The sequence below is a fragment of the Roseateles sp. P5_B10 genome (assembly GCF_056400485.1).
This window is the reverse complement of the sequence record NZ_JBFULE010000233.1, coordinates 1-7,039: the sequence shown is the minus strand read 5'-3', so window position 1 is coordinate 7,039 and position 7,039 is coordinate 1. Positions and strand designations below refer to the sequence as shown.

Below are 7,039 nucleotides of genomic sequence, written 5' to 3'. Positions count from 1 at the left end.
GATCTTCTTCATGCGTTCTCCTATTGCGAGGGATCTCGCGCCCGGCCAAGGGCAAGGGCTGTGCCTGCGCTGGGTTGAAAGGCGAAAAGGGCTGCAGCGGCCGGCGTCGAACATGCCGTATCAGGCGGCACGCTTTGCCGAAATTGCCCGTTCGGGGAGGCCGCCCCGGTAAATCTTGCAGCGGCGCGGCGCCGTGGGCGGGGCGTTCCATGGGCTTCACGCTTGCCATGCGCCGCTATTCCCTGGGGGCGGAGCCAAACTGTTTCGGGATGCGACAAGCAACGCTCGCCGGCACGGAGGTTGCATTGACTGAAGTTCCCGCGCGCCGTCCACGCACGGCGCGGCAAAAGCGACGTTGCCAACAGGAGCACCCGTGCCCTCCATGGACCTCCGTGCCGACCACCGGCAGACCCAGACCCTGTCCCCCCGACTCCAGCATGCAGTGCGTCTGCTGCAGATGTCCTCGCTCGACTTTGCTGCCATGCTCAGAGACACCCTGGGCCGCAACCCTTTCCTCGAGGCCGAGGAGGGCGAGGCCGGTGACGGGGAGGGCAGCACGGCGCTGCCGCTGGCTACCGGCGCCGAGGCCGGCCCGATGGAGCAACCGTCGGCCCTTTCCAGCCTGATGGAGGAGGGTGTTTCGGCCGATGCCGGCACCGAGCTGCCCGCTGCGGCCAACGATCCCGACACCAGCGGCGGGCCCGAGGATGGCAGTGACCGGGACCTGTGGGCGACCGACAGTGCCGGGCAGCGCCGCGCCGAGGACGGCGAACTCAGTGCGCTCRACATGATGGCCGTCGAAACCTCGCTGGCGACGCATCTGCACGGACAACTGAACGTGCTGCCGCTGTCCGATCGTGACCTTGCACTGGCGCGCACCATCGTCGAGTCGTTGGACGACGACGKCTATCTGCGCACGCCGCTGGAGGAGCTGATCGACGTCGCCGGTCTGGAGCCCGCGCCCGAGCTGCAGGAGATGCAGTTCGCGCTGAGGCTTGTGCAGTCGCTGGACCCGGCGGGCGTGGCGGCGCGCGACGTCGGCGAGTGCCTGCTGCTGCAGCTGCCCGGCATCGACTGCGCCGACACGCGGGCCCTGGCCCAGGACATCGTCACCAACCACCTGCCGGCGCTCGCGGCGCGCGACGTGGCTTCGCTGGCGCGCCAGTTGGGCGAGTCGCCGGCGCGCGTCGAGGCGGTCTGCGACCGCATCCGCCGCCTGGACCCGCGGCCGGGTTGGCGCTTCGGCTCCACGCAGGTGCCGTATGTCGTGCCCGACGTGATCGTGAAGAAGGTGCGCGGCCATTGGACCGTGCAGCTCAACCCGGCCATCGTGCCCCGCGTCAGGCTGAACCAGGTCTATGCCCAGCTCTTCCAGCGCCACCGCACGGCGGCCAACGCCGAGCTCGGTGCCCACCTGCAGGAGGCGCGCTGGACGCTGCGCAATGTCGAGCAGCGCTTCTCGACCATCCTGGACGTGGCCGAGGCCATCGTCAGGCGCCAGCACAACTTCCTGGACTACGGTGCCATGGCGATGAAGCCGCTGGGCCTGCGCGAGATCGCCGAGGAAGTGGGCATCCACGAAAGCACCGTCTCGCGTGTGACCAACAACAAATACATGGCCACGCCGGTGGGCGTGCTGGAGCTGAAGTACTTCTTCAGCCGCGCCATGATCAGTGCCAATGGCAGCGCCTGCTCCGGCACGGCCATCCGCGGCCTCATCAAGGACATCATCGAGGCCGAGAGCCCGGATGCGCCGCTGTCGGATGCCGAGATCACGCGTCAACTGGCCCAGCAGGGCCTGGTGGTGGCGCGGCGCACCGTCACCAAGTACCGCCAGATGCTGAAGATCGAGGCGGTGGACCGCCGTCGACGTGTGGCYTGACACGCCCCTCGTCCGGTCTCGCCCTGCTGAACTCGGGCGTGCCCAGCCGGTCCCCCAAGGGGACGGCGATGCGTGCCGGGTTGACCGGCGCGCACATCGCCTAAGCGGGCCGGCTTGGGAGCGGCCCGGCGCTCGGCCCGAATGCACCCGCTGAGATGACTTAGCGCGGCGCCACGCGCCAGATGGCATTGCCCACGTCATCGGCTACCAGCAGCGCGCCGCGAGCATCGACGGCCACGCCGACCGGGCGGCCGCGGGCCTCGCCCTCTGCGCTCAGAAATCCCGTCAGCACGTCCACGGGCAGGCCCTGCGGATGCCCGTTTGCAAAGGGGACGTAGACGACCTTGTAACCGGCGAAGGGCTTGCGGTTCCAGGAGCCGTGCAGGCCGACGAAGACGCCTTCGGACGGGCCACCGGGAAGCAGCTTGGGCACGGGGCTGGTTCCTGCAGCAGCCAGGCCCAGCGCGGCGACGTGAGCGCCCAGCGCATAGTCGGGCACGAGGGCTTTGGCGACGAGATCGGGTCGCGGCGGCTGCGCGCGGCTGTCCACATGGGCGCCGTACCAGCTGTAGGGCCAGCCGTAGAAGCCGCCATCGCGCACCGAGGTCAGGTAGTCGGGCACCAGGTCGCTGCCGAGCTCGTCGCGTTCATTGGCCACGGTCCACAGCACCGGTGCGCCGCCGGGCGCGGCCATCCAGGCCATGCCGTTGGGATTGCGCAGGCCGGTGGCGAAGAGGCGTTTGGCGCCGCTGCTGCGGTCGATCTCCCAGATGGCGGCGCGACCTTCCTCGGCCTCGATGCCATGCTCGGCCACATTGCTGTTGGAGCCGACCGTCGCGTAGAGCTTGCTGCCGTCGGGGCTGGCGATGAGGCTCTTGGTCCAGTGGTGGTTACGCGTGCCGGCGGGCAGGTCGGTCAGCTTGCGGCCGGGGCCGCTCAGGCTCGTCTGACCAGGCATGTAGCTGTATTCCCAGACCGCATCGGTGTTGGCCACGTAGAAGCGATCACCAACCAGGGCCATGCCGAAGGGCGAGTTCAGGTCCTGCAGGAAGACGGTCCTGACCTCGGCGCGGCCGTCGCCGTCGGCRTCGCGCAGCAGCGTGACGCGGTTGGCGCTGGGCGTGGCTGAACCGGCCTTGGCCATCAGCTTCTTCATCACCCAGCCCTTGAACCCCTTGCCCTCGTCCGGCCGTGGCGGCGCGTTCGTCTCGGCCACGAGCACGTCGCCGTTGGGCAGCACATGCAGCCAGCGTGGGTGCTCCAGCCCGCTGGCGAAGGCTTGGGCCAGCAGGCCTGGCGCGGCGATCGGTGCCTCGCCAGCCGCCCAAGGGCGGGTCGAGGCGACGTGGGCGGTTGGCACCAGGGTCTGCACCGGTTCGACCAGGGTGGGCCGGGGGCCGACGTCAGCACCCTGAGGCAGGCGGGCGCTCTCGCCGCAAGCAGTGAGGGCCGCAGCGGCCAACAGCAATAGGCAGCGTGTGTTCATACGCAGGTCTGGCAAGCCAGATGCCCGACAGATGCCCGGCGGATTTGTGGCGCAGATGGCCGCGGCCGTGCCGCTGGCTTGAGTGGCCCTCAGTGCGGCGCCGTGGCGTCGCCCGGCGCCGAGATCTCGCGCAGGGCGCGGTCGATGTGACCGGACTCGCGTACCGCCAGGTCGCCCAGGGACACGATGCCAATCAGGCGCCCGTTCTTGTCGACCACCGGCAGGCGGCGCAGCTGGCGGGCGCCCATCAGGCGCTTGGCGTCCTCGGCATCCTGATCGGCGGTGCAGGTCTGGACCTCGGGGCTCATGATGTCGGACACGCAAGCCTGGTCGGGATTGAGGCCGTCGGCGATGGCGCGCACCGTGATGTCGCGATCGGTCAGCATGCCGAGCAGGCGTTCACCGTCGCAGACGGGCAGGGCGCCGACGTCCAGTTCCTGCATGCACTGCGCCGCGCGGCGCAGGCTTTCCTGCGGCTGGATGGTGCGCACCTGGGTGGACATGATTTCGGCGATGGTCGACATGATGGTCTCCTGAGTGGGGTGGACATTCGGCAAGGCGGGCGCCGGGCATGCGGACCCCTTGGGCGCTGCTGGCCCACCGCGGGCCCGGCACTGCTCAGCCCGCGTCGCCGCAGTCAATGGAAGAAGAGATAGACCAGCAGCAGCACGATGCCCGGGACGCCGAGCAGCCACGCGAGAAGATATTTGCCCATGATGATCTCCGGTGAGGTGGGGTAGGCAAAGCTTCGCTGCAACGGCAGCGGTGGGACAGCGGACGAGGCGCGACAGGCGCGTAGGAAGAGCGGCAGCCGACCTGGTCGATGTTGTCAGCGGGCGCGCCATGTCGCGGCCCGCCGGCTTTGCTGAGCCGCGACGTAGGACTGGACCCACCCGCCGACCCGGCCCAGGCCGGCCCGGGTGCACTGCCTGGCTCGTTAGTCTGACGCCAGTCCCCTAGGCAAGTCGTCACGGGGGTCGTCACAAAGGAGCACACCATGAACACCGATCAAGTCAAGGGCAGCGTCAAGGACATCGCGGGCAAGGCGCAACGCAAGCTGGGCGAGGCCATTGGCAGCACCGAGCAGCAGGTCAAGGGCGCCGCGACCCAGGTCGAGGGCAAGGTCCAGAAGGCCGTGGGCGATGCCCGCGAGGTCGTCAAGGACGCCCGCGACCAGCGCAAGATCTGATTGCGCCGCACGCCATGCCCCCGCCGCCGGGCCTCAGGGTCCGGCGGCGCTTTTTCTGTCGAGAGGTACACCATGCGTTCTTCCAAGATTCCGTTGCGCAGCGGCGCGACGGCCACCCTGATCGTGGCGGCCCTGCTGGCCGCTGGCTGCTCGTCGATGAGCGAGCGTGAACAAGGCACCGCCAAGGGTGCCGGGGCCGGTGCTGTGGCCGGCGCCATCATTGGTTCGGTGACCGGCGGCAGCGCCGGGCGTGGGGCCGTCATTGGCGGCGCTGTCGGCGCGGTTGCCGGCAACCTGTGGTCCAAGCGCATGGAGGACAAGCGCGCCGCCCTGGCCCAGGCGAGCCAGGGTACCGGCGTCGAGGTCGCGCGCACTGATGACAACCGCCTCAAGCTCAACGTGCCCAGCGACGTGTCCTTCGACACCGGCCGCGCCGACATCAAACCGCAGATGCGCCCGGTGCTCGACGAGATCGGGCGCAACCTGGACCCGGGTGTGCATGTGACTGTCGTCGGCCACACCGACAGCACCGGCAGCGATGCCATCAACGAGCCGCTGTCGCGCGAACGCGCCGCGGCCGTGCGCGACTATCTGTCGGCCCGCGGCGTGTCGAGTTCGAGAGTCAACGTGGCGGGACGCGGCTCGCACGAGCCGGTGGCCGGCAACGACACCGAGGCCGGCCRTGCCGCGAACCGCCGCGTGGAGATCTTCCTGGCTGAACAGGGCTAGAGCCAGGAGCCACCAGGCCGTAGTGGGCGCACCGCGGTTGATCAATGAGGGTTGGTGCTAGGCATCCTCGGGCGGCAAATCGACCACCCTTCGCGCTCTTCGACCGATTGGAAGATCCATGCGCAAGAGCGTTGCCGTCGTTGTTGCCGGCCTGGTGGCCGGTGCCCTGGATATCGTGGCGGCGTTCGCGAGCTATGCGGCGCAGGGCGCCACCGTCGAAGGCATCCTGAAATACATCGCCAGCGGGCTGCTGGGTGCCTCCGCCTTGCAGGGCGGCATGGCGATGGCAGGGTTGGGGCTGCTGTTCCACTTCTGCCTGACCACGGCGATGGCTGCGGTTTACATGGCTGCGGCGTTGCGGTTGGGCGCGCTGACGACGAGCCCCTGGCTGTGGGGCAGCGTCTACGGCCTGCTCACCTGGGTGGCGATGGTCTACGTCGTCGTCCCGCTGTCAGCGGTCAACGGCTGGCAGCTTCCGCACGGGTGGAACATCGTCAGCGGCCTGCTGTCGCACATCTTCTATGTCGGCGTTCCCATCGCCCACATCACGCGCCATGCCTTGCGCCCGCAGGCGGCCTGAGCGTTCTGGTTCGCGCCGGCTCAGTCGGGCCGATGCCAGGCCACATCAGGCGTCGCCTGCGGCTGCATGACGCTGCCCGGGGCTGACGCGAAAGAGGGCAGGCGGGCGGTAGCGAGCTTCTCGACATAGTCGGCCAGCGCGGGCCAGTCGAAGAAGCGCGCGTCGGGCTCCCGCAGGGGTGAGCGACGCCAGACAGTTTCGCCGCCACTGTCGAAGAGCAGGCCCTGGCAGCCTGCGCGGTGGCCGGCCTCGACGTCATCCAGCCTGTCGCCCACCATCCAGGAGCGCGCCATGTCCAGGCCGTGGCGGTGGGCGGCGCGGATCAGCATGCCGGGTGCCGGTATGTGGCACAGGCAGGCCGGGCGGCCTTCGTCGTCGGGTGCGTGGGGGCAGACTTCCACGCCCTCGATGCGCACGCCGAACTCCTGCTGCAGCCGTTGCAGCAGCGCCTGCTGCAGGCGCGCGAACTCCGCCCTGGTGAAGCGGCCGCGCGCCAGGCCGCTCTGGTTGGTGACGATGACCAGGGCCAGCCCCGCGCGTTGCAGCCTGGCCAGGGCTTCGCCTGCGCCGGGCATGAAGCGCAGCAGCAGCGGGTCGGCGTTGTGGGGTGCGCCCTCGACGAGGGTGCCGTCCTTGTCGACGAAGAGGCAGGGCCGCAATGGCGCGCGGGCCGGCGCCGGCTGCTGCAGGTCGCGCAATGTCAGACCGCTCAAGGCATAGGGTGCATAGCTCATGGGCGCACCTCGGGCTCGGCAAGGGCGGAGGTCGGGAAACGGCAGTCGCTCATGTCGGGGGTCCGGGCTGAAGAAGGTGCGGCACCGCTCCCGGCAATCGGCGTGCCCGCCCCGGAACGACGCTGCGCAGCGCTTCATGACGGCGGCAACATGAGCCTGCTTGCCCTGGCGACGCGACGCGTCCCGGCGTCCTACACAGCGATGCGGCGCTGTTCCCTGACCCGCCGCAGGCCGGCCGGCGTAGCTTGTCGGGACACAGGAGATTCCATGGCCACATCCGCCCGCTCTATCGCTTCCCTGACCCTGAGTTTCGGCCTGGTCAACGTGCCCGTGCGCCTGTTCTCAGCTACCGAGGCGGGCGCTGACATCCGCTTCAACCTGCTGGCCAAGGACGGCGCGCGTCTCAAGCAGCAATACGTCAACGAGCGCACGAAGAAGG

At 69.3% G+C, this 7,039-nt stretch carries 7 protein-coding genes and 1 pseudogene; 5 read left to right on the top strand and 3 right to left on the bottom strand.

What is annotated here, in order from left to right; genetic code table 11:
• The first annotated feature begins 382 nt into the window (after positions 1-382).
• Positions 383-1,882: an RNA polymerase factor sigma-54 gene (rpoN, locus tag AC1DU6_RS15340; protein WP_477858094.1), complete on the top strand. Its 1,500-nt coding sequence runs from the start codon at positions 383-385 to the stop codon at positions 1,880-1,882.
• A gap of 160 nt (positions 1,883-2,042) precedes the next feature.
• Here the strand turns inward: rpoN and AC1DU6_RS15335 are convergent, their stop codons facing one another.
• On the bottom strand, positions 2,043-3,368 hold the full coding sequence (locus AC1DU6_RS15335; RefSeq protein ID WP_457444519.1) for a PQQ-dependent sugar dehydrogenase: 1,326 nt from the start codon (positions 3,366-3,368) through the stop codon (positions 2,043-2,045).
• 89 nt (positions 3,369-3,457) lie between these two features.
• A complete protein-coding gene (locus tag AC1DU6_RS15330; RefSeq protein ID WP_457325023.1) occupies positions 3,458-3,892 on the bottom strand; it encodes a CBS domain-containing protein in 435 nt (144 codons plus the stop codon).
• 473 nt (positions 3,893-4,365) lie between these two features.
• On the opposite strand from AC1DU6_RS15330, the gene AC1DU6_RS15325 reads away from it, so the two are divergent.
• The 3 genes from AC1DU6_RS15325 (at position 4,366) to AC1DU6_RS15315 (ending at position 5,866) form a co-directional block, all read left to right on the top strand.
• A complete protein-coding gene (locus AC1DU6_RS15325; protein WP_056198702.1) occupies positions 4,366-4,557 on the top strand; it encodes a CsbD family protein in 192 nt (63 codons plus the stop codon).
• A 72-nt stretch (positions 4,558-4,629) separates the two neighbouring features.
• The gene (locus AC1DU6_RS15320; RefSeq protein ID WP_477858091.1) at positions 4,630-5,286 is read left to right on the top strand and encodes a YiaD family glycine zipper/OmpA-like lipoprotein; all 657 of its coding nucleotides are present in this window, start codon (positions 4,630-4,632) and stop codon (positions 5,284-5,286) included.
• 118 nt (positions 5,287-5,404) lie between these two features.
• Positions 5,405-5,866 carry a hypothetical protein gene (locus AC1DU6_RS15315; RefSeq protein WP_457325025.1) on the top strand — a complete coding sequence of 154 codons (462 nt, stop codon included), beginning with the start codon at positions 5,405-5,407 and terminating at the stop codon, positions 5,864-5,866.
• 20 nt (positions 5,867-5,886) lie between these two features.
• On the opposite strand, the gene AC1DU6_RS15310 is transcribed toward AC1DU6_RS15315, so the two are convergent.
• The gene (locus AC1DU6_RS15310; RefSeq protein WP_457325026.1) at positions 5,887-6,600 is read right to left on the bottom strand and encodes a D-glycero-alpha-D-manno-heptose-1,7-bisphosphate 7-phosphatase; all 714 of its coding nucleotides are present in this window, start codon (positions 6,598-6,600) and stop codon (positions 5,887-5,889) included.
• 267 nt (positions 6,601-6,867) lie between these two features.
• Here AC1DU6_RS15310 and AC1DU6_RS15305 point away from each other — a divergent pair.
• A pseudogene (locus tag AC1DU6_RS15305) lies at positions 6,868-7,039 on the top strand (non-homologous end joining protein Ku); the annotation flags it as partial.